The organism is Pseudomonas sp. B26(2017) (assembly GCF_002113045.1).
Taxonomy (GTDB): Bacteria; Pseudomonadota; Gammaproteobacteria; order Pseudomonadales; family Pseudomonadaceae; genus Aquipseudomonas.
Window position 1 is genome coordinate 209,761 of the sequence record NZ_NEJJ01000009.1, and the last position, 25,049, is coordinate 234,809.

At 60.8% G+C, this 25,049-nt stretch carries 23 protein-coding genes and 2 pseudogenes; 15 read left to right on the top strand and 10 right to left on the bottom strand.

Annotated features, from left to right (window positions below; translation table 11 throughout):
• Nucleotides 1-7 precede the first annotated feature (7 nt).
• A complete protein-coding gene (locus CAF79_RS15570) occupies nt 8-790 on the bottom strand; it encodes an IclR family transcriptional regulator (RefSeq protein ID WP_085698504.1) in 783 nt (260 codons plus the stop codon).
• A gap of 163 nt (nt 791-953) precedes the next feature.
• Here CAF79_RS15570 and hmgA point away from each other — a divergent pair, with 163 nt between their 5' ends.
• The 4 genes from hmgA (at nt 954) to CAF79_RS15590 (ending at nt 5,721) form a co-directional block, all read left to right on the top strand.
• A complete protein-coding gene (gene hmgA, locus CAF79_RS15575; RefSeq protein ID WP_085698505.1) occupies nt 954-2,249 on the top strand; it encodes a homogentisate 1,2-dioxygenase in 1,296 nt (431 codons plus the stop codon).
• Nucleotides 2,250-2,252: 3 nt separating this feature from the next.
• A complete protein-coding gene (gene fahA / locus CAF79_RS15580; protein WP_085698506.1) occupies nt 2,253-3,557 on the top strand; it encodes a fumarylacetoacetase in 1,305 nt (434 codons plus the stop codon).
• Nucleotides 3,558-3,569: 12 nt separating this feature from the next.
• On the top strand, nt 3,570-4,205 hold the full coding sequence (gene maiA, locus CAF79_RS15585; RefSeq protein ID WP_085698507.1) for a maleylacetoacetate isomerase: 636 nt from the start codon (nt 3,570-3,572) through the stop codon (nt 4,203-4,205).
• Between the two features lie 145 nt (nt 4,206-4,350).
• The gene (locus CAF79_RS15590; RefSeq protein ID WP_085698508.1) at nt 4,351-5,721 is read left to right on the top strand and encodes an aromatic acid/H+ symport family MFS transporter; all 1,371 of its coding nucleotides are present in this window, start codon (nt 4,351-4,353) and stop codon (nt 5,719-5,721) included.
• A 50-nt stretch (nt 5,722-5,771) separates the two neighbouring features.
• Here CAF79_RS15590 and CAF79_RS15595 read toward each other — a convergent pair whose 3' ends face one another.
• Nucleotides 5,772-6,575 carry a SirB1 family protein gene (locus CAF79_RS15595; RefSeq protein WP_007957252.1) on the bottom strand — a complete coding sequence of 268 codons (804 nt, stop codon included), beginning with the start codon at nt 6,573-6,575 and terminating at the stop codon, nt 5,772-5,774.
• Between the two features lie 185 nt (nt 6,576-6,760).
• Between CAF79_RS15595 and CAF79_RS15600 the strand changes: the two genes are divergently transcribed.
• A complete protein-coding gene (locus CAF79_RS15600) occupies nt 6,761-7,780 on the top strand; it encodes a Glu/Leu/Phe/Val dehydrogenase dimerization domain-containing protein (RefSeq protein ID WP_085698509.1) in 1,020 nt (339 codons plus the stop codon).
• A 183-nt stretch (nt 7,781-7,963) separates the two neighbouring features.
• On the opposite strand, the pseudogene CAF79_RS15605 reads toward CAF79_RS15600, so the two are convergent.
• Nucleotides 7,964-8,221 (bottom strand): annotated as a pseudogene (locus tag CAF79_RS15605) (YebG family protein); the annotation flags it as partial.
• A gap of 293 nt (nt 8,222-8,514) precedes the next feature.
• Here CAF79_RS15605 and CAF79_RS15610 point away from each other — a divergent pair.
• Entirely contained in the window at nt 8,515-9,015 is a 501-nt protein-coding gene (locus CAF79_RS15610) for a phosphate-starvation-inducible protein PsiE (RefSeq protein ID WP_007957255.1), read from the top strand.
• Here the strand turns inward: CAF79_RS15610 and CAF79_RS15615 are convergent.
• The 3 genes from CAF79_RS15615 to CAF79_RS15625 form a co-directional block, all read right to left on the bottom strand.
• Nucleotides 9,012-9,329, bottom strand: a complete 318-nt coding sequence (locus CAF79_RS15615) for a DUF3509 domain-containing protein (protein ID WP_085698510.1) — start codon at nt 9,327-9,329, stop codon at nt 9,012-9,014. The two genes, CAF79_RS15610 and CAF79_RS15615, sit on opposite strands and share 4 nt — an antisense overlap.
• Nucleotides 9,330-9,528: 199 nt before the next feature.
• The gene (locus tag CAF79_RS15620; protein ID WP_085698511.1) at nt 9,529-10,830 is read right to left on the bottom strand and encodes an HAAAP family serine/threonine permease; all 1,302 of its coding nucleotides are present in this window, start codon (nt 10,828-10,830) and stop codon (nt 9,529-9,531) included.
• Between the two features lie 63 nt (nt 10,831-10,893).
• Nucleotides 10,894-12,270, bottom strand: coding sequence for an L-serine ammonia-lyase (locus tag CAF79_RS15625; protein WP_085698512.1), 1,377 nt, complete (start codon nt 12,268-12,270; stop codon nt 10,894-10,896).
• 135 nt (nt 12,271-12,405) lie between these two features.
• Here CAF79_RS15625 and CAF79_RS15630 point away from each other — a divergent pair, with 135 nt between their 5' ends.
• Together CAF79_RS15630 and CAF79_RS15635 are read left to right on the top strand one after the other, a co-directional pair.
• Nucleotides 12,406-13,353 (top strand): LysR substrate-binding domain-containing protein, encoded by a 948-nt coding sequence (locus tag CAF79_RS15630; RefSeq protein ID WP_085698513.1) that lies wholly within the window; start codon nt 12,406-12,408, stop codon nt 13,351-13,353.
• A gap of 200 nt (nt 13,354-13,553) precedes the next feature.
• Complete coding sequence (locus CAF79_RS15635; protein WP_085698514.1) at nt 13,554-13,961, top strand: HPF/RaiA family ribosome-associated protein; 408 nt, start codon at nt 13,554-13,556, stop codon at nt 13,959-13,961.
• Nucleotides 13,962-14,032: 71 nt separating this feature from the next.
• Here CAF79_RS15635 and CAF79_RS15640 read toward each other — a convergent pair.
• Nucleotides 14,033-14,427: pseudogene (locus CAF79_RS15640) on the bottom strand (TonB-dependent receptor domain-containing protein); the annotation flags it as partial.
• Nucleotides 14,428-14,559: 132 nt separating this feature from the next.
• Between CAF79_RS15640 and CAF79_RS15645 the strand changes: the two are divergent.
• The 6 genes from CAF79_RS15645 (at nt 14,560) to CAF79_RS15670 (ending at nt 20,969) form a co-directional block, all read left to right on the top strand.
• Complete coding sequence (locus CAF79_RS15645; RefSeq protein ID WP_085698515.1) at nt 14,560-14,865, top strand: DUF3649 domain-containing protein; 306 nt, start codon at nt 14,560-14,562, stop codon at nt 14,863-14,865.
• Nucleotides 14,862-16,451: a PepSY domain-containing protein gene (locus CAF79_RS15650; protein WP_085698516.1), complete on the top strand. Its 1,590-nt coding sequence runs from the start codon at nt 14,862-14,864 to the stop codon at nt 16,449-16,451. Before CAF79_RS15645 ends, CAF79_RS15650 begins: the two co-directional genes overlap by 4 nt.
• Nucleotides 16,452-16,778, top strand: coding sequence for a DUF3325 domain-containing protein (locus CAF79_RS15655; protein WP_085698517.1), 327 nt, complete (start codon nt 16,452-16,454; stop codon nt 16,776-16,778).
• Between the two features lies 1 nt (nt 16,779).
• Nucleotides 16,780-17,346 (top strand): RNA polymerase sigma factor, encoded by a 567-nt coding sequence (locus tag CAF79_RS15660; RefSeq protein ID WP_085698518.1) that lies wholly within the window; start codon nt 16,780-16,782, stop codon nt 17,344-17,346.
• Complete coding sequence (locus CAF79_RS15665; RefSeq protein ID WP_085698519.1) at nt 17,343-18,332, top strand: FecR family protein; 990 nt, start codon at nt 17,343-17,345, stop codon at nt 18,330-18,332. The genes CAF79_RS15660 and CAF79_RS15665 overlap by 4 nt, the downstream gene beginning before the upstream one ends.
• A gap of 207 nt (nt 18,333-18,539) precedes the next feature.
• Nucleotides 18,540-20,969, top strand: coding sequence for a TonB-dependent receptor (locus tag CAF79_RS15670; protein ID WP_085698520.1), 2,430 nt, complete (start codon nt 18,540-18,542; stop codon nt 20,967-20,969).
• On the opposite strand, the gene CAF79_RS15675 is transcribed toward CAF79_RS15670, so the two are convergent.
• Nucleotides 20,970-21,845 carry an AraC family transcriptional regulator gene (locus CAF79_RS15675; RefSeq protein ID WP_085698521.1) on the bottom strand — a complete coding sequence of 292 codons (876 nt, stop codon included), beginning with the start codon at nt 21,843-21,845 and terminating at the stop codon, nt 20,970-20,972.
• Between the two features lie 139 nt (nt 21,846-21,984).
• Here CAF79_RS15675 and CAF79_RS15680 point away from each other — a divergent pair, with 139 nt between their 5' ends.
• Nucleotides 21,985-22,887 (top strand): DMT family transporter, encoded by a 903-nt coding sequence (locus tag CAF79_RS15680; protein ID WP_085698522.1) that lies wholly within the window; start codon nt 21,985-21,987, stop codon nt 22,885-22,887.
• Nucleotides 22,888-22,898: 11 nt separating this feature from the next.
• Here CAF79_RS15680 and CAF79_RS15685 read toward each other — a convergent pair whose 3' ends face one another.
• Both CAF79_RS15685 and CAF79_RS15690 read right to left on the bottom strand, forming a co-directional pair.
• Nucleotides 22,899-23,402: a DUF2165 domain-containing protein gene (locus CAF79_RS15685; protein WP_085698523.1), complete on the bottom strand. Its 504-nt coding sequence runs from the start codon at nt 23,400-23,402 to the stop codon at nt 22,899-22,901.
• Between the two features lie 190 nt (nt 23,403-23,592).
• Nucleotides 23,593-24,567: a D-glycerate dehydrogenase gene (locus CAF79_RS15690; protein WP_085698524.1), complete on the bottom strand. Its 975-nt coding sequence runs from the start codon at nt 24,565-24,567 to the stop codon at nt 23,593-23,595.
• Nucleotides 24,568-25,049 lie beyond the last annotated feature (482 nt).

Here is a 25,049-nt window from a genome sequence, read left to right on the forward strand (position 1 = left end):
CAATCTTTCAAGCTGGCTGATACCCCATCCGCCAACTCACGGCCCGCGTCGCCGCCAGCAACCGCTGCGCCGCCGGGCCGTTTTCGTCGGCGTGGAACAACGAGGTCGGGCCGACGATGGTCAATACCGCCGCGACCTGCCCGAGGGCGTTGAACACCGGTGCCGAGAGAGCATCGACGCCAGGCATCAGCAAGCCGTGGACATGATGCAGACCGCGTTCGCGAATCTGTCCGCACAACGCCGCATAGGCTTTTTCGTCCGCCAGCGGATGGCCGCCGACGGCGATTTCCTGCTCGCGCAATTCATCGGTTTCACGATGCGGCAGGTACGCGCCGAAGACCAGACCAGTGGATGAACTGAGCAGCGGCAACACCGAGCCCAGTTGCGTCACCACGGTTACCGCGCGCACCGCCGGTTCGATGTGCACCACGGTCGCGCCCTGATTGCCCCATACCGCCAGGAAACAGGTTTCGTTGAGTTCGTCGCGCAGCTCGGCCAGGGGCAGGGCGGCGACTTTCAGCACGTCCATACTGTTGAGTGCCGCCAGGCCCACGCGCAGCGCTTCACGACCCAGGCCGTAATGGTTGGTGGCGGTGTTCTGCTCGGCGAAGCCGCTGGCGATCAATGCCTGCAGATAACGATGAACCTTGCTCGCCGGCATCTGCACATGTTCGGCCAGACGCGACAGCGAAGTGGACGGCGACAACTCGGCCAGGGCCTTGAGGATGTCGGTGCCGACCTCGGCGGAGCGGACTTTCTGTTTGCCGTTGCTGTCGCTGGTTTTTTCCATGGTGCTGCCGTGTCCCGGAACGAATGGGCGTCTTTATAGCTTGACGCTGGATAGCGAGCAAATTACGTTATGCGTAATTGAATTACGATAAAAATAACCCCGGCGTGCCAAGACCTCCGATCCAGAGCGTCCGGCCATGCCGACTCCCTGTTCAGGAGGCTCCATGAACCTCGATTCAGCCCTGGCTTACCAGTCCGGTTTCGGCAACGAATTCAGCTCCGAAGCGTTGCCCGGCGCGCTGCCCGTCGGCCAGAACTCTCCGCAAAAAGCCCCTTACGGTCTGTACACCGAACTGTTCTCCGGCACCGCGTTCACCATGACCCGCAGCGAAGCGCGGCGTACATGGATGTACCGGATCCAGCCGTCGGCCAATCACCCGGCTTTCGTCAAACTGGAGCGGCAACTGGCAGGTGGTCCGTTGGGTGAAGTGACCCCCAATCGCCTGCGCTGGAACCCGCTGGACATCCCGGCCGAACCCACCGATTTCATCGATGGTCTGGTGAGCATGGCGGCCAATACCGCTGCCGAAAAACCGGCCGGCATCAGCATCTATCACTATTGCGCCAACCGTTCGATGGAACGCGTTTTCTTCAACGCCGACGGCGAGCTGCTGCTGGTGCCGCAACTGGGTCGCCTGCGCATCGCCACCGAACTGGGTGTGCTGGAAGTGGCGCCGCTGGAAATCGCCGTGCTGCCACGGGGTTTGAAATTCCGTGTCGAACTGCTCGATCCGCAAGCGCGCGGCTACGTCGCCGAGAACCATGGCGCGCCGCTGCGCCTGCCGGATCTGGGACCGATCGGCAGCAACGGTCTGGCCAATCCGCGGGACTTCCTGACCCCGGTCGCCGCCTACGAAAACCTGCAACAACCGACCACCCTGGTGCAGAAATTCCTCGGTCAGTTGTGGGGCACCGAACTCAATCACTCACCGCTGAACGTGGTCGCCTGGCACGGCAACAACGTGCCTTACAAATATGACCTGCGCCGCTTCAACACCATCGGCACCGTCAGTTTCGATCACCCGGACCCGTCGATCTTCACCGTGCTGACCTCGCCGACCAGCGTCCACGGCCTGGCCAACCTCGACTTTGTGATCTTCCCGCCGCGCTGGATGGTGGCCGAGAACACCTTCCGTCCGCCGTGGTTCCACCGCAACCTGATGAACGAATTCATGGGCCTGATCCAGGGCGAGTACGACGCCAAGGCCGAAGGTTTTGTGCCCGGCGGCGCATCTCTGCACAGCTGCATGAGCGCCCACGGCCCGGACGGCGAGACCTGCACTAAAGCGATCAATGCGGACCTGAAACCGGCCAAGATCGACAACACCATGGCCTTCATGTTCGAGACCAGCCAGGTGCTGCGCCCAAGCCGCTTCGCCCTCGACTGTCCGCAACTGCAATCCACTTACGACGCCTGCTGGGCTTCGCTGCCCGCCACGTTCGACCCGACCCGGAGATAATCCATGACTCAGAATTCCATCACCCGCAGTTGGGTCGCTTCCGCCAATGGCCACAGCGATTTCCCGCTGCAGAACCTGCCGCTGGGTGTGTTCAGCCTCAACGGCTCGGCGCCGCGCGCGGGCGTGGCGATTGGTGAACACATCTTCGATCTGCAAGTAGCGCTGGAGGCCGGGCTGTTCGACGGCGTCGCGCGCCGTGCTGTCGAAGCCATGCGCGGCGGTCAGTTGAACGCCTTCTTCGAACTCGGCCGCGACGCCCGCGTTGCATTGCGCGAACGTCTGCTGGAGCTGTTCAGCGAAGGCAGCACCCATCGCGGCAACATTGAAGCCCAGGGCGCAACACTGCTGCCGCTGGCCGCCGATTGCCAGCTGCACCTGCCGGCGCGCATCAGCGACTACACCGACTTCTACGTCGGCATCGAACACGCGCAGAACGTCGGCAAACTGTTCCGCCCGGACAACCCGCTGCTGCCGAACTACAAACACGTGCCGATCGGCTACCACGGTCGTGCATCCACCGTACGCGCCTCCGGTGCCGACGTGCGTCGCCCGAAAGGCCAGACCCTGCCAGCCGGTGCGACCGAGCCGACCTTCGGCCCGTGCGCGCGTCTGGACTATGAGCTGGAGCTGGGAATCTGGATCGGTCAGGGCAACGAGATGGGCGAGCCGATTGCCATTGGCGATGCCGCTGAACACATTGCCGGTTTCTGCCTGCTCAACGACTGGTCGGCCCGTGACATTCAGGCCTGGGAATACCAGCCGCTTGGCCCGTTCCTGTCCAAGAGCTTCATCACCAGCGTCTCGCCATGGGTGGTGACTGCCGAAGCGCTGGCGCCATTCCGCACCGCACAACCGGCGCGTCCGCAAGGTGATCCGCAGCCGCTGCCGTACCTGCTCGACAAACGCGATCAGGAGGGCGGTGGTTTCGACATCGAGCTGGAAGTGCTGCTGCTTACCGAGAAAATGCGCGAGCAGAATCTGCCGGCCCATCGCCTGACCCTGAGCAACACGCGCTACATGTACTGGACCGTTGCGCAAATGGTCGCGCACCACAGCGTCAACGGTTGCCAGTTGCAGGCCGGTGACCTGTTCGGTTCGGGCACCTTGTCCGGCCCTGAAAACGGTCAGTTCGGCAGCCTGCTGGAAATCACCGAGGGCGGCAAAAAACCGATCGAGCTGGCGTCCGGCGAAGTGCGCAAATTCCTTGAAGACGGCGACGAAATCATCTTGCGTGCTCGCTGCGCCCGCGAAGGTTTTGCCTCGATCGGTTTCGGCGAGTGCCGTGGCACCGTGCTGGCGGCACGCTGACAGGAGCGGGTCATGGATCTTTACACCTATTACCGCTCCACCTCGTCGTACCGGGTGCGGATCGCGCTGGCACTCAAGGGCCTCGACTATCAGGCGCTGCCGGTCAATCTGATCGCAGCGCCTGGCGGCGAGCATCGGCAACCGGCGTATCTGGCGATCAATCCCCAGGGCCGGGTGCCGGCGCTGCGCACTGACGAAGGCAAGTTGCTGATCCAGTCGCCGGCAATCATCGAATACCTGGAAGAGCGTTATCCACAGGTGCCGTTGCTCCCCGAGGACCTCGTTGCCCGTGCCCAGGTGCGCGGTGTGGCGGCGGTGATCGGCTGCGACGTGCATCCGCTGCACAACGTCAGCGTGCTCAATCGCCTGCGCGGGTTGGGGCATGACGAGCCGCAGGTCAACGAGTGGATCGGCCACTGGATCAGTCAGGGGCTGGCGACGGTGGAGCAATTGATCGGCGACAGCGGTTTCTGTTTTGGCGAGTGGCCGTGTGTGGCTGACGTTTACCTGATTGCGCAGTTGTACGCGGCCGAGCGGTTCAACGTTTCGCTGGAGGCCTATCCACGGATTCGCCGGGTCGCCGCGTTGGCCGCTGAACATCCGGCGTTCATTGCGGCGCATCCGGCGAATCAGCCGGACACGCCGTAACCCCTGTGGGAGCGAGCTTGCTCGCGAAGAGGGAGGGTCAGCGCCAGCAATGTCGCCTGACTGACCGCTTTCGCGAGCAAGCTCGCTCCCACAATAGATCTGCGCTGTGACCAAAAAATCATAAAAACAAAACAGGTACCTTGCGATGCACAACCAGATTGCCAGCTTCCGGGCGGCACTCGACGCCCGTCCTGTGTCCCGCTTTCAGTGGTTGCTCCTGATTCTTCTCGCCTTGCTGCTGGTCACCGACGGCTATGACGCCCAGGTGCTCGGTTACGTGGTGCCGGCACTGGCGCAGGACTGGGGCCTGGAAAAGTCCGCGTTCGGCCCGGTGTTCAGCGCCAACCTGCTGGGTCTGACGCTTGGCTCCCTCGCGGTGACGCCTCTGGCCGACCGCTTCGGCGTTCGACGGATTCTGCTCGCCTGCGTGCTGATCTACGCCAGCCTCACCGTGCTGATGGTGTTCGCCGATTCCCTGAATACCCTGATGATCGCGCGCTTCATCTGCGGTATCGGCATGGGCGGCGCGATGCCCAGCGCCATGGCGTTGATGTCGGAATATTCACCGCCGCGCCTGCGTACGCTGATGGTGACGCTGGCGGCTTGCGGCTTCTCGTTCGGCGGTGCGGCCGGTGGTTTTGTGGCGGCCGGCTTCATCGACCGTTTCGGCTGGCAAGCGGTGTTCCTCGCCGGTGGTGTCACGCCGTTGCTGCTGTTCCCGTTTCTCTGGTGGATGTTGCCGGAATCCTTGCCACGTCTGCTGCGTGACGCGCCGCCCTATGCGCGCCTGCGCAAGGTCACCGCACGCATGCTGCCGGAGTGGCAACCGCCCGCCGCATCGGTCGAGCAGAACGAACGCGAGCAGGGCAGCAAGCTGACCGTGGTGGAATTGTTCCGCAACGGTTATGCGCGTCCGACCTTGCTGATCTGGGCAACCTTTTTCGTAAGCCTGATCCTGCTGTATTTCATGATCAGTTGGCTGCCGTCGCTGCTGCTGGAAAGTGGCCTGAAACTCAACGAAGCGAACCTGGTGACGTCGATGTTCCTGTTCGCCGGTACGCTCGGCGCGATCTGCATGGCGTGGTTCGCCGATCGATTGAAAAGCAAGGTGCGACTGTTGTCCGGCGTGCTGGCTGGCGCGGCGGTGTGCACGATTCTGCTGGGCCTGAATCACGACAACCCGCGTTATCTGGTGGCCTGTGTGTTCGCCGCAGGGTTCTGCATCATCGGCGGGCAACTGACGCTCAATGCGTTCGCCAGCAATTTCTATCCGGCCCAGGTTCGCGCCACCGGCACTGGCTGGGCATTGGGAGTCGGGCGATTCGGCTCGATTCTCGGGCCGCTGTTCGGCAGCCTGTTGCTGGCGATGCACATTCCGGTGGAGCAGATTTTCTTCTTCTGCGCGATTCCGGCGGTGATCGCGGCGTTGCTGATCATTCAGGTGCGTTCGCCTTCGCAGGTTGCGCAAGATCCTGTGGGAGCGAGCTTGCTCGCGAAGAACGATAACGCGGTTTGACTGATCGACCGCGTCGCCTGATTCGCGAGCAAGCTCGCTCCCACAAGGGATCAGTGGACGACTGAGTTGGGTGGCAGATGCCCCAGCCGTTCCGTCAGGCGAAGTCGCTGAATCGGGTCGTCACTGAGCAACAGTGCGTGCTCCAGATCGAAACGCTCGGCGTTCGGACAATCGAGGCGCTGGTACAGACTGGCCCGGGCCAGGTAATCGGCGGCGCTGGCGTTGCCCAGTTCGAGCACGCGCTCGGCATCAATCAGCGCCGCGATGAAATCGTCGTGGGTCAGGTGCAACTGGCGCAGGTTGCGTGACAGACGCTGAAGCATCTGCACCGGCTCGGCAGTCAGCAGGTGGTCGGCGTTGAGTTTCATCTGATGGCCGTACTGGCGATGCAGCAGTTCGCGGCAATCGTTCGGATACAGGCGCCGTCCGCCGCACGGATCGAGCAGGTGATCGGCTCCGGGCACTTTCAGCAGGAAGTGCCCGGGGAAGTTCACGCCAACCAGCGGGATCTCCAGACCACGGGCCAGTTCCAGGGCGATCAGTGCCAGCGCCAGCGGCTGGCCGCGTTTGGTCTGCATGACTTTGTGCACCATCGCGGCCTGCGGACGCAGCGGTACGAAATCATCCTGGGCAAAACCGAGGTCAGTCATGCGCCGCAGCAACGGTTGCGCCAGTTCGCTGACCGGAAGCAACGGCAAGCCATAACTGACTCGCTGCTGCAGTTCCTTGAATTCCTGCAACAGCGCTTCGGGATCGGCTTGTTTGTCGTGTTCGGCGGCCATCCACAACGCGGCTTCGAACAGCGCGGGCGGTGAACGGTGCAGACAATCGAAGAAACGTTGGCGCGGACTCATCAAAATCTCCGGAGCATGCCTCGTTTTAGCCCCGTCTTTGCCATTCGTCCAGTGTCGGGGCTGCTCTGCCATCGGGTTATGCCGCAACGTATTGGTCGCTGTCGGGCCTTATTCCCGTGCGCTTCAGCAATTTTTGGGCGCAAGCCTATACTGGCGTCTACCAGAAGTGATTCGGGAGCCTGCCGATGTTTGCTCTCATGCAAAGCACTCGCCTGGAATCGCTGCACCTTAGCGTTGATCCGGTGTCCGGATTGAAGGCGGTCATTGCCATCCATAACAGTCGCCTCGGGCCAGCCCTGGGCGGTTGTCGTTATCTTGCCTACCCGAACGACGAATCTGCGGTCGAGGACGCCATACGCCTGGCCCAGGGCATGAGCTACAAGGCCGCGCTGGCCGGTCTTGCTCAGGGCGGCGGGGTGGCCGTGATCGTGCGGCCGGTCCACGTGGAAAACCGCGCTGCATTGTTTGAAGCCTTCGGCCGTTGCATCGATCAGCTCGACGGGCGCTACATCACCGCCATCGACAGCGGCACCTCGGTGGCGGACATGGATTGCATCGCCCAGCAGACTCAGCATGTCACCAGCACTACTTCAGCCGGCGACCCGGCGCCGCATGCCGCGATGGGCGTGTTCACCGGGATTCGCGCCACGGCCATGGCACGGCTGGGGAGCGACAATCTCGAAGGCTTGCGCGTGGCAATTCAGGGGTTGGGCAATGTCGGGTTTGCGCTCGCGGAGCAGTTGCACGCAGCGGGCGCCGAACTGCTGGTCAGCGACATCGACCACGGCAAGGTGCAACTGGCGATGGAACAGCTCAACGCCCATCCGATTGCCAACGACGCATTGCTCAGCACGCCGTGCGACATCCTCGCACCGTGCGGCCTTGGCGGTGTGCTTAACAGCCACACGGTCACCCAGTTGCGCTGCTCGGCGGTGGCGGGCTCGGCCAACAATCAGCTGACGCATCTGGACGTCGCCGATCAACTGGAACGGCGCGGCATCCTGTATGCACCCGATTACGTGATCAATGCCGGCGGGCTGATCTACGTTTCCCTCAAGCACCGGGGCGAAGAACTGACGACCATCACTGCGCACCTGTCGAAAATCAGTTCGCGGCTGACGGAAGTGTTTGCCCATGCCCAGGCGGAAAAACGTTCACCGGCGCGGGTGGCGGACGAACTGGCGGAAAAGGTGTTGTACCGCTGAGGTTTGTCCGGGCATGAAAAAGCCCCTGAGTCTTTCAACTCAGGGGCTATTCAATTCCGAGGCTATTCAATTCAAAGGCGTCAATTCAGATGCCGATTACTTCGCAGCCTTTGCCGCCTTGGCAGGTTTGGCCGGCGCTTCTGCCGGTTCAGCCACCTCTGCAGGCTCGGTTGCCACAACCGGTGCCGCTGGTGCGTTGATCAGCTCCGACAATGCGTCAGGCTGGCTCTTGAACGCCCGGGCGAACACATCGCGGTTCTTCGCCATGAAGATCCCGACTTCTTCCACTTGCTGCTCGCTCAACGAAGGAACGGCTTTTTCCAGCACTTCGGCCAACAGTTCGGCCAGTTCGAGCATTTTGTCATGACGGTCAGCTTCGGCTTTATCCATGAACAAGCGCTCCAGATCTCGGCTGCTGCGGTATACCACTTCGACGGCCATTCACCACCTCACATGCCTTCACATTAAGTTGTCTTTGCGACTACTGTATCTATATACAGCGAAAAGGATAAGCGAATCCCTGCGCTTTGGGTAGTGGCTTTTCAATGTAGACCGGATTCGGATTTTGTCAGCCCTGCGCCTGCGCGCAGGTGCGACCAAACGCCACGGCGCGGGTTTTGCGTCACCTCGCCATCATGGCGTGGCCTCTTTTCTGCATGCATCTGCGTACGTGCGCAATAACCGTCACGTCCAGCACGCAACATCCGCTCGAACCGGGCTAAGGAACCTTCATCGTGAAAATCAACTGGGCCGAGAAACTGCGGCAAAACGTGCATCAACTGGCCGAGTCCCTGGGCAACCTGTTCGTCGAGACTTTCCACTACCTGGCGCTGTTCGCCATTGGTGCGGTGACCGCGTGGGCGGCGGTGATGGAATTTCTCGGGATGCTCGAGGAAGGGCACATCAAGATCGATGACATTCTGTTGCTGTTCATCTATCTGGAACTGGGGGCGATGGTCGGGATTTATTTCAAGACCAACCACATGCCGGTGCGATTCCTGATTTACGTGGCAATCACGGCGCTGACGCGCCTGCTGATCTCCAACGTCTCCCACCACAATCCGCCAGACATGGGCATCATCTACCTGTGCGGCGGGATTCTGCTGCTGGCGTTTTCGATCCTGGTGGTGCGTTACGCCTCATCGCAATTCCCTTCGGTGAAAATCGAGAACCCGCACCGCAAGATCGGCACGGGTTCCAGTGAACATCCGGAAGTGGAGAAGGGCGAACTCTAGAGGCCGGCAGCTGGCCGGGGCTGATGTCTGGCCTGACGCGGTGGCGGAGTGATTCCGTCGCCGCGGGTCATGGCGTCGAGGATCGCCATGGCGCTATGGCCCTGCTCGATGGCGATGCCGAACTGAATGCTTTGCACCAGGCGCTTGAGGCGCTTGGGGTCGTTGCGCTGTTCGGCGCTGATCATCCGTTTGGCGACGATCCGGCCGCCGTTGGAAAGGGTCAGCATGATGCTGCCGTCGAGCCCCTGAATGCTCAGGTTGATCTGATAGTCCGGCGCGAAGGCATCGGTAATGATCTGAAAAGGATTGTCCATGATGCGTCACCGCCTGATTGAACGTGCAGTTGTTGACCGGCCTTGATCGGGTTGGTTCGCCAAACCTGACCATCGGCCCTTCCGTGGTCCCGTCTCCTTCAGCGATGTAGCAAGGGACATGCCGGGAATATTGTCGAACAATGAAACCGGTCAAAAAGAAGGCGAGCCTATGGCTCGCCTTCTTCGTTTGCGGCCCGTTTCAGGGCAGAACCGAGTAGATGATCGCTGACAGTGCAATCAGACCGATCAGCACCACGAACACGTTGGACGCCTGGCCCGAATACTGGCGCAAGGCTGGCACGCGGCGGATGGCGTACATCGGCATCAGGAACAACAGGCAGGCAATCACCGGGCCGCCGAGGGTTTCGATCATGCCGAGGATGCTCGGGTTGAAGGTCGCCACGGCCCAGCAACTGAGGATCATGAACAGCGCGGTTGCACGGTTCAGCCAGCTCGCCGACATCACCCGGCCACGGCTGCGCAGACTTTTGACGATCATGCCCTGGAAGCCTTCGCTGGCGCCGATGTAGTGGCCGAGGAAGGATTTGGTGATCGCCACCAGCGCGATCAGCGGCGCAGCGTAAGCGATGACCGGGGTCTGGAAGTGGTTGGCCAGGTACGACAGGATCGAGATGTTTTGCGCCTTGGCCGCTGCCAGATCCGCCGGCGACAGCGCCAGCACGCAGCTGAAGCAAAAGAACATCACCGTGACAACCATCATGCCGTGAGCCATGGCGAGAATGCCGCTGCTTTTGCGCTCGGCCTGATCGCCATAGCGCTGTTTCTGGTCGACGGCGAAGGCGGAAATGATCGGCGAATGGTTGAACGAGAACACCATCACCGGGATCGCCAGCCACAGGGTCTTGAGGAACACCGACATTTCCATCGGTTCCCGGGCGCTGGCGAAGAATGCACCGTTCCAGTTCGGAATCAGGCTGATGCCGAGCAACAGCAACGCGGCGACGAACGGATAGACCAGCACGCTCATGGCTTTGACGATCACGCTCTGACCGCAACGGACGATGGCCATCAGACCGAGGATCAGCGCCAGCGACAGCACCGCGCGCGGCGGCGGGGCGATGTGCAATTGATGTTCAAGGAAGCTGCCCAGGGTGTTGGTCAGCGCCACGCTGTACACCAGCAGGATCGGGAAAATCGCAAAGAAATACAGCAGCGTGATCAGCTTGCCGGCGCCGATGCCGAAGTGTTCTTCCACCACTTCGGTGATGTCACCGGAGCGGCCCGACAGCACGAAGCGGGTCAGGCCCCGGTGCGCGAAGAAGGTCATCGGGAATGCCAGCACCGCCAGGATCAGCAACGGCCAGAAGCCGCCGACACCGGCGTTGATCGGCAGGAACAAGGTGCCGGCACCGATGGCCGTGCCGTACAGGCCGAGCATCCAGGTGGTGTCGAATTTGCTCCAGCCCTTGTGGGCGATTTCGTTGTTGCATGTGCGGTCTACAGCGGGATTTTCGGCAGCAGGTGTGCGTACATCGGTCATCGTTTTTGCCTCGTTATTATTCTTGCTCGGGCTCACGTGTTACGGGCGGTCAGGGAGCGCTCCTCAGCACTCCACCCAGCTCACGGCCAGGCCGCCCCGTGAAGTCTCTTTGTATTTGTCATGCATGTCGGCGCCGGTATCGCGCATGGTGCGGATCACCCGGTCGAGGGAAATGAAGTGTTTGCCGTCGCCGCGCAGGGCCATTTGCGTGGCGTTGATCGCCTTCACCGCAGCGATGGCGTTGCGCTCGATGCATGGCACCTGCACGAGCCCGCCGACCGGGTCGCAGGTCAGGCCGAGGTTGTGTTCGAGGCCGATTTCGGCGGCGTTTTCCAGTTGTTCCGGGGTGGCGCCGAGCACATCGGCGAGCCCCGCAGCAGCCATCGCACAGGCAGAGCCGACTTCGCCCTGGCAGCCGACTTCGGCGCCGGAGATCGAAGCGTTTTTCTTGCACAGGATGCCGACCGCTGCCGCGCCCAGAAAGAACGCGACTACGTCATCGTCGGACGCGTCCGGATTGAATTTCATGTAGTAGTGCAGAACGGCCGGGATGATCCCGGCGGCGCCGTTGGTCGGCGCGGTGACCATGCGCCCGCCGGCGGCGTTCTCTTCGTTGACGGCGAGGGCGAACAGGTTGACCCACTCCATCGCCGACAGGGTCGAACTGATCACGTTCGGCTTGCCGATTTCCAGCAGGCTGCGGTGCAATTTCGCGGCACGACGCGGCACATTCAGACCGCCAGGCAGGACGCCTTCGTGACGCAGGCCCTGCTCGACGCATTCGCGCATTACCGACCAGATGTGCAGCAGGCCCTGACGGATTTCGGCGTCGCTGCGCCAGGCCCGTTCGTTGGCCATCATCAGTTCGGAAACCCGCAGGTTGTGCTGCTTGCACAGCGCCAGCAGTTCGACGGCGCTGGAGAATTCGTATGGCAACTCGACGTCGCCGGCCGGCACTACACCGGATTCGGCTTCGGCCGCTTCGATGATGAAACCGCCGCCGACCGAGTAGTACGTTTGCTCGAACAGTTGCCCGGATGCACCGAAGGCTGTCAGCGACATGGCGTTCGGGTGGTAGGGCAGGCTCTCGTCCAGCAGCAGGAGATCGTGCTGCCAGTTGAAGGCGATCGAACGTTCACCGGCCAGAGACAGTTGGCCGGTTTCGCGCAGTTGCTGGATGCGCGGTTCGATGGTCGACGGATCGATGCTGTCCGGCCATTCGCCCATCAAGCCCATGACCGTCGCGCGGTCTGTGGCATGGCCGACACCGGTGGCCGAAAGCGAGCCGTACAAGCGGATTTCCACTCGCTGCACATCATTCAGCAAACGCTGGTCGATCAGGGCCTGGGCGAAGGTCGCGGCGGCGCGCATAGGGCCGACGGTGTGGGAGCTGGACGGGCCGATGCCGACTTTGAATAGATCGAAAACACTGATAGCCATGCTAAACCCTTACAAGCAATGGAGTAGGAATCGCTGCCATTTTTTGTAGGACAAGCGCAATGTCGGCGATACTGCCTGCCTCGCTTCAGCGTGACTAACGAAACTTCCTAAGTAAGCCTTTAGCAGGACTAAACCATGAGTCGTCAATTGCATGCCCAGACTTACGTCTGGCTGCAGGTGTTTTCCTGTGCCGCGCGGCACCTGTCATTCACCCGTTGTGCCGAAGAACTGCACATCACGCCGGGAGCGGTGAGTCAGCAAATCCGACAGCTGGAAGAGCGCCTGGGCTTTCGTCTGTTTCACCGTCGTGCGCGGGGCGTGGAGCTGAGTGCGGAAGGGCAGCGACTGGCGATTACGGTCAACGAGGCTTACGGCAGCATCGATGCGGAATTGCGTCGTCTTGATGCAGGGATGATCAGCGGGATTCTGCGGCTGCGCTCGATTCCGTCGTTCCTCAGCAAATGGCTGACCCCGCGCCTGCCGCGTCTGCAACAGCGTTACCCCGACATACAGCTGCGGCTGGTGGCCGAGGACAGCAGCGTGCCGTTACATGAAGGGGATTTCGACCTGGCCATCGACCTGAACGACGGCAGCTATCCGGGACTGTTATCCACAGCCTTGCTCGATGAGCAGATTTTCCCGGTGTGCGCGCCGGGCCTTCTGCGTGGGCGACCACCGCTGCATGGGCCGGCGGATCTGGTGCATTTCCCGCTGTTGCACGACATCACTGCCTGGCGCGGCAGCTACGAATACGCGGAGTGGGAGTTTTATCTCAATGCCATCGGTTTCGAGGGCGCCGATGTGCGGCGCGGGCACACATTCAATCGCAACCACCTGACCATCGAAGCGGCGATTGCCGGTATGGGCGTGGCGATTGCCCGGCGCACGCTGCTCAACGACGAGTTGGAGCGGGGAACGCTGATTGTGCCGTTCGGGATTTCGGTGCCCAATCACAAGCGCTATGTCTTGCTCTACTCGCCGGGGGCGTTGAGCCATCCGGGTGTGCGGGCGGTGCATGACTGGCTGGTGGAAGAGGCGGGGATTTTTCGCAGCCTGCACCCGTTGGGTGATGGCCAATTGTGAGCAGATTTTTCGGGGTGGCGGGGCGATGCAACTCCCGACCTTACCAGCGCTTTGTTCGGTTGTCCGGCTTTTTTTGCGTATGAATATTTATCTTTTTTAAGGGGTTGAAATGTTCGTCCGGCGGGCCGATTGTTGTAATCAAGAGGTCACGAAATCCTGTTCCAGGCCTCTTGCGAGCTAGCTGAAATAAGGGATGAACTATGCAAATCCAAGTCAACAGCGACAACCATATTCAAAGCAGCAAACGACTGGAGGAGTGGGTACGCACCACAATTGAGAGCACGCTCGACCGTTATGAGGAAGACCTGACCCGTGTCGAAGTCCATCTGAGCGACGAGAACGGTGACAAGCCGGGTCCCCATGACTTGCGCTGCCAACTGGAAGCGCGGCCAAAAGGCCATCAACCGATTTCCGTCACCCACAAAGCCGATTCGCTGGAACAGGCGATCGATGGTGCAGCCGAAAAACTGGAGCACGCGCTGGAGCACCTGTTTGGCAAACTGCGCGGCAAACCGCGAGCCGCTGTGGTGCCATTCACAAGCAAAGCCAATGACAAGCTGTTGGCGGAAGAGTTTGACGAAAACGAACAGTCAGCGATCAACAGTTGATGCGCTGATTTTCCAAGCCACCCAATGAGAAAGGGCCTGCAATTGCAGGCCCTTTCTGTTTTCAGCAGGGATCAGAAAGCAACGGAAGTCTGCAGGTACACCGTGCGCGGCTCACCGACATACTTGCCTTTGTTGTCATCGAACGAACGGGTGAAGTACTGGGTGTTGAAGATGTTCTTCACACCCACCGCCACGTTCAGGTCCGACAACTGCGGGCCGAAGTCTTGGCGTAAGTGGCGTAGACATCGAAGCCGGCCAGCGCCGGGCTCAAGTCGTCGAGAGCGTAATTGACGCTGGTCTCGATGCCCTGATGCCGGGTTTCACCACGGGCGATCACCGAGTCGTTGGTCTGGTTGCTTTCGTACTGGTTGTCGAAGTTGATCAGGAATGCGCCGATCTCCGCTCGCAGCGCACCGTTGTCGTAACGGGTACCGACTTCCCAGGTGCGGGCCTTTTCCGGTTTCACTTATTCGCATTGTTGGGCTGTCAGTGATGCCCGGCAATCAGACTCTTTTGCGTATGAGAATATTTATCATTAATATCGCATGCCTGCCGTCCCGGTCTGTTGACCGGGCGTTAACCGTTTCAGGGTCGAAACATGAAAGCCAAACTCGCCACTCTCCCCATGTCCTATCGTCTGGCCGTCACTTCCCGAGTGCTCGCGGCGGTGTTTGGCGGCTATCTGGTCGCGGCGCTGGCCAGTGTCACGCTGACACTGTGGTTGCCGCTGAACCGCGCCGAAGCGGTTGTCACCGGCATGACCGTTTCGTTTCTGGTCTATCTGGTGGCGGTGCTCTGGTGTTTTGCCTGTCGTACGGCGTGGTCGGCGTGGGTCGGTCTGCTGGTGCCGAGCGTGATCCTGGCGACCGTGTCCGGGGCTGCGCGCGGTCTGGGGCTGGCATGAAAGAAGGCTTTCGGCAGGCGATGGCCTGGCTGCACACCTGGACCGGGCTGGTCTTTGGCTGGCTGTTGTTCGCGATTTTCCTGACCGGGACCCTGGCCTATTTCAAGGATGAAACCAGTCACTGGATGCAGCCGGAGATCGCCGCCCATCCATTGGATGCCGAAAAAAGCCTGACGCTGGCCCAGCAGTATCTGCAACAACAAGCCCCCGATGCCACACGCTGGATCATCGGTTTGCCCGACGCCCGCGATCCCGGCCTGAGCGTGGGCTGGCAGCAGTCGCCCGCCAGGCCCGGCGAACGCGGCGCATTCATCCGCAAGACCCTCGACGCAGAGACCGGTGCCGAAATACAGGCCCGGGAAAGCATGGGCGGCGAGTTCTTCTATCGCTTCCATTTCCAGCTGCAAATGCCTTACCCGTGGGGCCGCTGGCTCTCGACCATCGCCGCCATGGTGATGTTCGTCGCGCTGATCACCGGGATCATCACCCACAAGAAAATCTTCAAGGACTTCTTCACCTTCCGCCCACGCAAGGGCCAGCGTTCGTGGCTCGACGGGCACAATGCGGTGGGCGTGCTGGTGCTGCCGTTTCATCTGATGATCACCTACAGCAGCCTGGTGATTTTCATGTCGATGGTGATGCCGGCGAGCATTCTGGCTTCGTACGGCGACAACGTCCGGGCGTTTTACGACGAGGTATTTCCCGCCTCCAATATTCCCGAGCGAGCCAATCAACCGGCGACACTGGCACCGCTGGCGTCCCTTGTGCTGGCGGCCAGCGAGCAATGGTCGGGCGGGCATGTCGGACGTATCAGCGTCAACAATCCGGGCGACGCCAATGCCTCGGTGGTGATGTCCCGCGCGAGCTCTGACCGTGTGGTGAACGACTCCGGTAGCGCCGTAACCTTCAACGGTGTCAGCGGACAAATCATTGGCAGCGTGCCTGAGCAGCCAATGGCGATGGCGATTGCCGGCAGTTTCTACGGGTTGCACATGGGCCACTTTGCCGGGCCGGTGTTGCGTTGGCTGTATTTCATCTGCGGTCTGGCGGGCACGGCGATGATTGGTACCGGGCTGGTGATCTGGCTCGGCAAGCGTCAGCTTAAACACGCCAAAACCGGTGTGATGCCTTTCGAATTGCGGCTGGTTGAAGTGTTGAACATCGCCAGCATGGCCGGGCTGGTGGCAGCGATTGCCGTGTTCTTCTGGGCCAATCGTCTGCTGCCGGTGAGTCTGGCCGGGCGTGCCGATTGGGAAGTGAACGCGTTCTTTATCACCTGGGGTCTGAGCGTGGCCCATGCGATGTTGCGGCCGGGGCGCAAGGCCTGGGTCGAACAGCTGTCGCTGGGGGCCGCGTTGTTTGTCGCGGTGCCGGTTCTCAATGGCCTGACCACGCCTTATCACCTCGGCGTGACAGTGCCCGAAGGCGACTGGGTCTTGGCCGGTTTTGACCTGACGTGTCTGGGCAGCGGACTCTTCCTGGCCTGGGCCGCCCGGAAAATGCAGCGCGCCGGGCACTCCGTCAGCGTGATAAAACCGGTCCGCGAAAAGACCCGGCCGATCACCCTTGAGCAAGGGGCGAATTGAATGTTGCTGGCGCTGTTGCTTTGCTATTGCGCATTCACCGCGCTGTGCCTGGCGATGCCCCGGCATCACGAAGAACTGCTGGGCCACAAACCTTCAGCTCGCCTTCGTCAAGGTCTGAAACTGGCGGGCTGGTTGTTGTTGGGGTTGTCGCTCTGGGCGGCGGTTTCCATGAAAGGCTGGAGCTTCGGCCTGGTCCACTGGTGCGCGGTATTGATGCTCAGTGCGTTGACGCTGGTGCTGTTGTTGCCCTATCGCCCGCGTCTGGCATTGACCATGGCCGGACTGAGCCTGCTCGCCAGCCCGGTCGCTGCGTGGGTCTTGAACTGACATGCTGATCGGCCATCCTCCCGAACACCGCGACGACGAACCCCATGGCGCCCGTGCGCATTTTCTTCAGGTGTTCCTGTCCCAGCGTTCGCAGATGGAAGCGCTGGTGAACCGGCGCGTCGGTTGCCGGGCGACGGCGGCGGATCTGGTGCAGGACCTGTTCCTGCGTTTCTGGCGTCGGCCGTTGGTGCAGGTCGAAGAGCTCAGCACTTATCTGTTGCGTTGTGCCGGCAATATCGCCATCGATCATTTGCGCAGTGAAGGCGCGCGGGTGCGGGTCAACGAAGGTTGGCAACCGGATGAGCCCGACAGCAGCGCCAGCGAACCGCAGGCGGCGCTCGAAGCGGGCAACGATTTGCGCCACGTCGAAGCGGCGTTGCGTGCGTTGCCCGAACGCACGCGGCAGATCTTTTTGCTCAATCGCATCCACGGGCGCAAGTACGCCGAAATCGCCAAGGCCATGGGCCTGTCCCAAAGCGCTGTGGAAAAACATATGATGCGCGCCCTCGAGGCCTGCAAGGCCAGCCTGCGCGAACCCGCGCCACGCCTGCCAGGGAAAGCACCGTGAACAACACCGACCGCGTCATCCCGACGCCCGCTCAGGAACAGGCCGCTTTCGCCTGGCTGAGCCTGCTGCACGACCACCCGAGCACCGGTGATCAATTGACCTTCAGCCAGTGGCTGCACGCTGACCCGGCCCACGCCGAGGCCTATGCCCAGGCGCAAGTGGTGTGGGAATTGAGCGAAGAGCCGGCGCGCACCTTGGCCGGCGAAGACGCGCTGGCATTGCAGGGTTTGCTTGATGCGATGGACCGGCCGCGCCGTGTACCGCTGCGACGCTGGACTGGCGCGCTGGCGATGGCGGCCTGTCTGCTGTTGATGATCAGCCTCGGGACAGGTTGGCAGCCGCAGCGCTGGATCGATGATCTGGGCGCCGATTACGTGTCGGCACCGGGCGAGATCCGCACCGTGACCCTGGCCGATCAATCGCAGGTGACGCTGGACGCGGATAGCGCCATCGCGGTGAATTTCAATCACGGCGAGCGGCATGTGCAATTGCGCCGCGGCGCCGGATTTTTCAGCGTGACCCACACCGGTGATCCTTTTGTGGTCGAGGCCGAGAAGGGCCAGGCGCGGGTGCTCGGCACGCAGTTCGAAGTGCGCCTGCAACCTCATGGCGCGCAGGTCACCGTGCTGTCAGGACGCGTCGGTGTGACGGCGGCGCGTGATGCCGAGCAGCAGATTCTCACCGCCGGCCAGCAAGTGGCGTACGGCGCAGGCACTGCGGAAAAACTGCATGCCGTAGACAGCGAAGCGCAGTTGGCGTGGCGTCAGGGCTGGCTGACTTACTACAAGTCGACACTGGCCGATGTCGTGCAGGATCTTCGCCGCTATTACCCCGGACGGATCGTGTTGCTCAACGACGAACTGGGCGCGCGAAAGGTCAGCGGCAGCTTTCCGAGCAAGGATCCGCAAGCCGTTTTGAATTCCCTGCAAGGAGTTCTGGGATTCGAGCAGCATCAAGTGCTAGGACATCTGATAATTCTTCGCTAACCCCACTGGCCCTTTCGCGAGCAAGCTCGCTCCCACAGGTAGTGCATTCCAAGGTGGGAGGTGGGAGTGAGCTTGCTCGCGAAGGCGTCGGCAGCGACAACGAAAATATTTTCAACTTTGTGGTGAGGTAAACCCGGACGCCATCCGTGTAGTGACTGAAACTGCGAGTCATTCGCATCCGTTGCGGTTCTACACAGGTCATGAGCAATGAAGTCCAGGGCAAAATCGGGTTTGGTCAAACAGTGGTTAGGCGTTTCGGCCTTGGGTTTTTCGGCGTTGGCCCTGTTGCCGGTGAGCGTGGCGCTGGCCGCTGAAACAGTCAGCAGTCAGCCGCAAAAGCAATTCAGTTTTTCTCTGGCAGCCAAGCCGCTGCCTCAGGCCCTGAGTGATTTCAGCCGCGTCACCGGACAGAGCGTGGTCTACACCGATGAGGCGCCTTACGGTCTGACCGCTCCAGCGATCAACGGCCAGATGAGTGTCGAACAGGCGCTGCAACGTCTGCTCACAGGCTCCGGCCTGACCTTCCGTCGCACCGACAGCCATACCCTGGCGCTCGAACCGCAACCGACCGCAGGCGCATTGAACCTCGGCGCGACCACCATCACCTCGGTGGCCAACCAGCCGATGAGTTATCAGCCACCGGAAACCAGTTCGGTGATGCGTTCTTCCGCTTCGCTGCAGGAAATTCCGCAGACCGTCAACGTGATCCCGGCCCAGGTCATTCGCGATCAGGCACCCCGCAATCTCGATGACGCCCTGGCCAACGTCAGCGGCATTACCCAGGGCAACACTTTGGGCAGTACCCAGGATTCGGTGATGACCCGTGGCTTCGGCGATAACCGCAACGGCTCGATCATGCGCGACGGCATGCCGGTGGTGCAGGGCCGTGGCATGAACGCGACCGTGGATCGCGTCGAAGTGCTCAAGGGACCGGCCTCGCTGCTCTACGGGATTCAGGATCCGGGCGGCGTGGTCAACATGGTCAGCAAGAAGCCCGAACTGACCCAGTACAACGCCCTGACGCTGCGCGGCTCGACCTACGGCGACGGCAAGAATGGCAGCGGCGGCTCCTTCGACAGCACTGGCGCACTGGGGGATTCCGGCCTCGCGTATCGCATGGTGCTCGATCACGAAGACGAAGATTACTGGCGCAACTTCGGCACGCATCGCGAAACCCTGATCGCGCCGTCGCTGGCCTGGTATGGCGAGCGCACCAAACTGTTGTTCGCCTACGAGCATCGAGAATTTCTGACGCCATTTGATCGCGGAACCCTGATCGACCCACGCACCAACCATCCGCTGGACATCTCGCGCAACGAGCGCCTCGACGAAAAATTCAACGACATGGAAGGGCGCTCGGATCTCTATCACTTCGAGGCCGACCACGAACTCAACGACGACTGGAAAGCCCATTTCGGCTATAGCTGGAACCGCGAAACCTACGATGCCAGCCAGGTTCGCGTCACCGCGATCGACACCAAAAAAGGCACGCTGACCCGCAGCATGGATGGCACCCGAGGCGCGATCAGCACCGACCGTTTCACCACCGCCAGCCTCGAAGGCAAGGTCAACGTGCTGGGCATGCAACATGACCTGGTGTTCGGCGTCGACGACGAATACCGCAAGATCTATCGCGCCGACCTGATCCGCCAGAAAAGCCTGAGCACCTTCAGTTACGTCAACCCGGTCTACGGCCGTGAAGTCGAAGGCACCACCGTCAGCCCGGCGGACAGCGCGCAGACCGATCTGCTGCGCAGCGATTCGGTGTTCCTGCAGGACTCGATCCACCTCAACGACCAGTGGATCCTGGTGGCTGGCGGGCGCTTCCAGGAGTACGACCAGTACGCCGGCAAAGGCGTGCCGTTCAAGGCCAACACCGACAGCAACGGCCAGAAGTGGGTGCCGCGCGCAGGTCTGGTGTATCGCTACACCGACGAACTGTCGTTCTACGGCAGCTACACCGAATCGTTCAAACCCAACTCGACCATCGCCCCGCTGAGCGGCAGCAGTACCGTGCTCGACGGCAGCATCGCGCCGGAAGAAGCCAAATCCTGGGAGCTGGGCGCACGTCTGGATATACCGGGACGCATCACCGGCAACGTCGCGCTGTTCGACATCAAGAAACGCAACGTGCTGGTGGCCAACGCCGAAGGCCCGACCACGATCTACAGCGCCGCCGGTGAAGTACGCTCCCGTGGTCTGGAAGTCGATCTGACCGGCCAGCTCAGCGACCGCTGGAGCATGATCGGCAGCTACGCCTACACCGACGCCGAGGTCACGGAAGATCCGGACTACAAAGGCAACCGGCTGCAAAACGTGGCGAAGAATAGCGGCTCGTTGTCGGCGGTCTATGACTTCGGCAGCGTGATCGGTGGCGATCAGCTTCGGGTCGGTGCCGGTGCGCGCTATGTCGGTGAACGAGCGGGTAACGCGGTGAATGATTTCGATCTGCCGAGCTACACCGTGGCCGATGCGTTCGCCACTTACGACACCCGGGTTGAGGGGCAGAAGGTCAAGTTCCAGCTCAACGTGAAGAACCTGTTCGACCGCACTTACTACACCTCGGCGGCGAGCCGGTTCTTCGTGTCGATGGGCGATTCGCGGCAGATTTCGTTGTCGAGCACCCTGGAGTTCTGATCAGCGCAAAAACGCCTGGCGATACTCGCCGGGCGTTCCACCCAGCACCTGGCGAAAGCGGTTGGTGAAGTGGCTGGCGCTGGCAAATCCGCACGCCAGAGCAATCTCCCCCAGCGGCAACGCCGTTGCGCGCAACAACTCCCGCGCCCGGCTCAAGCGCCGCGCCAGCACGTACTGATGTGGCGGCAAGCCAAAACTCACCCGGAACATCCGCGCAAAGTGGTATTCCGACAACGCACACAACCCCGCCAGTTGCCCGAGGCTGATCGGCTCGGCCAATTGGCTGTCGATGAATTGCGCCAGTTGCCGGCGTTGATGCGGCGCCAGCCCACCCTTGAGGCGCAAGCCCTGACGCACGCCGACCTGACTCAGCAAGGTATGGCTGATCAATTCGTGGGCCAGGCTACTGGTCAGTAAACGCTCGCCGGGCTCGTCCCAGTTCAGCGTCAGCAACTGGCGAAACCGTCGGGCCTGTTGCGGATCCTCCAGAAAAGTCTGTTCGCGCAACTGCATTTCCCGTGGCTCGCGGTCCAGCAGCGTCACGCAACCGAGGGCAAATTGTTCGGCGCTGAAATACAGGTGGGCCAGACGAATATCACCGTTGATGACCCAACCCGATTCATGGTCGGCCGGCAGGATGCACAACTTGTCCGGGCCACCCTTGATAGCGGGTTCGCCACGGCGGAAGGTACCGGTGCCGCCGGCGATGTAGCAGGAGAGGGTGTGATGGCTTGGCGCTTCATATTCCTGGGCGTCGTGGTGATTGGTCCACAAAGCTGCAGACAAGCCGTCACCCAGTTCGGCGCTGTGCACAAGGCGTGCATTGGGCGAATTGTTGAGCGCTTGAAAGACTTGCAGGGTATCGATGGCGGCCATGATCGGTTCTCTTCAACGCCTTGCATCCTACTCCCTGGATTTCGCGCTGGCAGCCTGCGCACCGACAAAAGCGCAAGTTTATGCAAGCGAGGGGCGAGGGCACAGGCGGACACTGAAAGCCAATCAAGGAGTGTCTGCCATGAACCTGTCGTTGTATCTGTTGACCGTGCTGATCTGGGGCACCACCTGGATCGCCCTGAAGTGGCAACTGGGCGTGGTGGCGATTCCGGTGTCGATCGTCTATCGCTTCGGTCTCGCCGCGCTGGTGCTGTTTGCGCTGTTGCTGCTCAGCCGTCGCCTGCAACCGATGAACCGGCGCGGGCATTTGATCTGTGTGGCGCAGGGCTTGTGCCTGTTCTGCGTCAACTTCATGTGTTTCCTGACCGCCAGTCAGTGGATTCCCAGCGGTCTGGTGGCGGTGGTGTTTTCCACCGCGACCTTATGGAACGCGCTGAATGCGCGGGTGTTCTTCGGCCAGCGTATCGCGCGCAATGTACTGATGGGCGGGGCGCTGGGGCTGTGTGGTCTGGGCCTGTTGTTCTGGCCCGAACTGGCCGGGCATCACGCCAGTCCGCAAACCCTGCTCGGCCTTGGCCTGGCACTCTGCGGCACCTTGTGTTTTTCGGCGGGCAACATGTTGTCGAGCCTGCAACAGAAGGCCGGTCTCAAGCCGCTGACTACCAATGCGTGGGGCATGGCTTACGGTGCAGCGATGCTGTCGGTGTGGTGCCTGGTCAAAGGCATTCCGTTCGAGATGGAATGGACGTTGCGCTACATCGGCGCTCTGCTGTACCTGGTCATCCCCGGTTCGGTGATCGGTTTCACCGCGTACCTGACGCTGGTCGGTCGCATGGGGCCGGAACGCGCAGCTTATTGCACCGTGCTGTTCCCGGTGGTGGCGCTGAACGTTTCGGCCTTTGCCGAAGGCTATCAATGGACGGCGCCGGCATTGGTGGGTCTGGTGCTGGTGATGTTGGGCAATGTGTTGGTGTTTCGCAAACCCAAACCCGACATTGCCATGGTCGCCAAACCTGCACATTGAATATTGAATGTTCAACTGTCGACTTTCATTACCAGAAAGATAAGTGCCGGTAATAGAAAGTCGACAATGCTTTGTGCCCACTTCATGGCATTCCAGTCTTCTGATTGATCCATGTCGAACCATTCAATGCCAATGACTTGCAGGCAAAAATAATAAATAAACAGCGCCACGAGAAATCCCAGTACGGCATATTTCTTGGCTTCATGAAACTGCTCGTCTGATGCATTTATATTCTTTGCAAGTTGATAGCCTCCCAACAGGCAGGCTGAAGTAAATATGGTCTCCAGTGTCATGATCATCCAGTAGATCCGGTGATGCATCATTTCCGAGTTGATCGACCGGTACATCAAATGGCTGCCTGTCGTATCCATGCTCAGGATATGACCAAGGTAAATGTAGTTTGAGTTGTAATCGGTGGCGTTGCTGAAAACAATCAGGGCGCCCAGAATACCTACCATGAAAACGATTGCAACTTTACTTCTTCGAATAAGTTGGGAGGTTTTAAGATAAGTCATTATTGATTCTCCGTGAGTAGTGTCTGTCCGTTGGCAGATGACTCTCGGGATTCTATAGCGAGTATAAAGAAGTTGGGTGAGGAGTCGTTTTCAAGTTGTGTAGTTAAAGGGGATTAATATCTTCAGGCCATTTGGGAAACAGGTTTAAAACAGACGGGGCCGGGAAACTATATTCCAGCCCCGTGGGGCATCAGTCCTTCCAGACTTGCGGATTAACCAGATCCTGCGGCCGTTCGCCGAGCAGGGCGCTGCGCAGATTGGCCAGCGCACGGTTGGCCATGGCTTCACGGGTTTCATTGGTGGCCGAGCCGATGTGCGGCAGGGTGACAGCGTTTTTCAGCTGGAACAGCGGCGATTCGGCCAGCGGTTCTTTTTCGTAGACGTCGAGGCCGGCGCCGCGAATGCGGTTGTTCTGCAATGCTTCGATCAGTGCCGGCTCGTCGACCACGGGGCCGCGGGAGATGTTCACCAGAATCGCGTCCGGCTTCATCAGCGCCAGTTCGCGATGACTGATCAAGTGGCGGGTTTTGTCGCTCAGTGGCACGACAAGGCAGACGAAATCGGCTTCGGCCAGCAGTTGGTCAAGGCTGCGGAACTGCGCGCCGAGTTCCTGTTCCAGTCCGGTCTTGCGGCTGTTGCCGCTGTAGAGAATCGGCATGTTGAAGCCGAAGCGGCCGCGACGGGCGACGGCGGCGCCGATGTTGCCCATGCCGACGATGCCCAGGGTCTTGCCGTATACGTCGCAGCCGAACAGCGATGCGCCGACGCTGGCCTGCCATTGGCCGGCCTTGGTCCAGGCGTCCAGTTCGGCGACGCGGCGGGCGCTGCTCATGATCAGGGCGAAGGCCAGGTCAGCGGTGCTTTCGGTGAGGACGTCCGGGGTGTTGGTGAGCATGATCCCGCGTTCGTTGAAGTAGGCGAGGTCGTAGTTGTCGTAGCCGACGGAGACGCTGGAGACCACTTCGAGTTTTGCGGCGTTTTCCAGTTGGGCCTTGCCGAGTTTGCGTCCGACGCCGATCAGGCCGTGGGCGTGGGGCAGGGCTTCGTTGAACTGGGCGTTGATGTCGCCGTTTTTCGGGTTGGGGACGATGACGTCGAAGTCCTGTTGCAGGCGTTCGATCATGGGTGGGGTGATTCGGCTGAAGGCCAGGACTGTTTTTTTCATTGGCATTGGGCTCGGGCTTGGCGGCTTACGTGATTGCCAAGCAAGCTAACATTTTCTGTTTGGAGTTGTCTTGGCGGCCTTTGGGCCGACCAGACTTTTGGGGTTTTGGGTTTATATCCGTTTTTTCGGGTGTTGCGGATTATGGTTCCGCCCTTACGGCGGGTCACTTTTGACAAACGCCTCAAAAGTAACCAAAAAGGCTTGGCCCCTGCGTTCGGCACCTCGCTGTGGCTCGGTGTTCCTTCGTTCCGGGATTGATCCGGGGGCATCGCCTACGGTTTGCTTCGCTGCACCTCCTCTCGATGTATTTGGCTTCGCCAAACAGTCGCTTCGCTCCCACCCCCGGATCAATCCCTCCACTCAGCCTTCCGATGGGGCCGGTACGTCAAGAGCGGTACTCGAGCTAACGCTCATTGTGTTGAGTGGTGGGAAGCGGAAAGCAGAAGCAGAAAGCGAAAGCAGAAAGCAGAAAGCAGGAAGCA